Origin of the sequence: Maribellus luteus (assembly GCF_003576475.1) — a bacterium.
Taxonomy (GTDB): domain Bacteria; phylum Bacteroidota; class Bacteroidia; order Bacteroidales; family Prolixibacteraceae; genus Draconibacterium; species Draconibacterium luteum.
Map to the genome: position 1 here is coordinate 1 of NZ_QWGR01000293.1, position 516 is coordinate 516.

At 64.5% G+C, this 516-nt stretch carries 1 protein-coding gene; it reads left to right on the forward strand.

The genetic code is table 11. The features are described from left to right. Positions 1 to 516: hypothetical protein (locus tag D1614_RS28950; RefSeq protein WP_206610221.1), on the forward strand; the 516-nt coding region annotated here is incomplete at both ends.

Below are 516 nucleotides of genomic sequence, written 5' to 3' on the forward strand. Positions count from 1 at the left end.
CGCGCGTGAGGTGGAGGCGATGGCCGAGGGTGTGAAGCAATCGAGCCACAACATCGACAACGCGCAGCGGCAACTGTCGGGGCTGCTGGGCGCTTCGGAAACGTTGATCCGCTTGACGGCTTCAACCGGTGTGCAGAGTGCCGATACGCCGTTCATCGAAGCGGTGCAAGCGGCGGCCGGCAAGATCAGCGCGTTGTTTGAATCGGCGCTGGCGCGCGGCGATATCAGCGAAAGTGATCTGTTTGACCGCGACTATGTGCCCGTGCCGAATACCGACCCGCCGCAGCACATGACGCGGTTTACGGCGTTCACGGATCGCGTGCTGCCAGCGGTGCAGGAGCCGTTGCTCAAACTGGATTCGCGTGTGGTGTTCTGCGCGGCGGTCGACACCAACGGCTACCTGCCGACGCACAACCTGAAGTTCTCGCAGCCGCAGGGGAGTGATCAGGTCTGGAATGCGGCCAACAGCCGCAACCGCCGGCTGTTCACCGATCGCACGGGGCTGGGGGCGGCGCG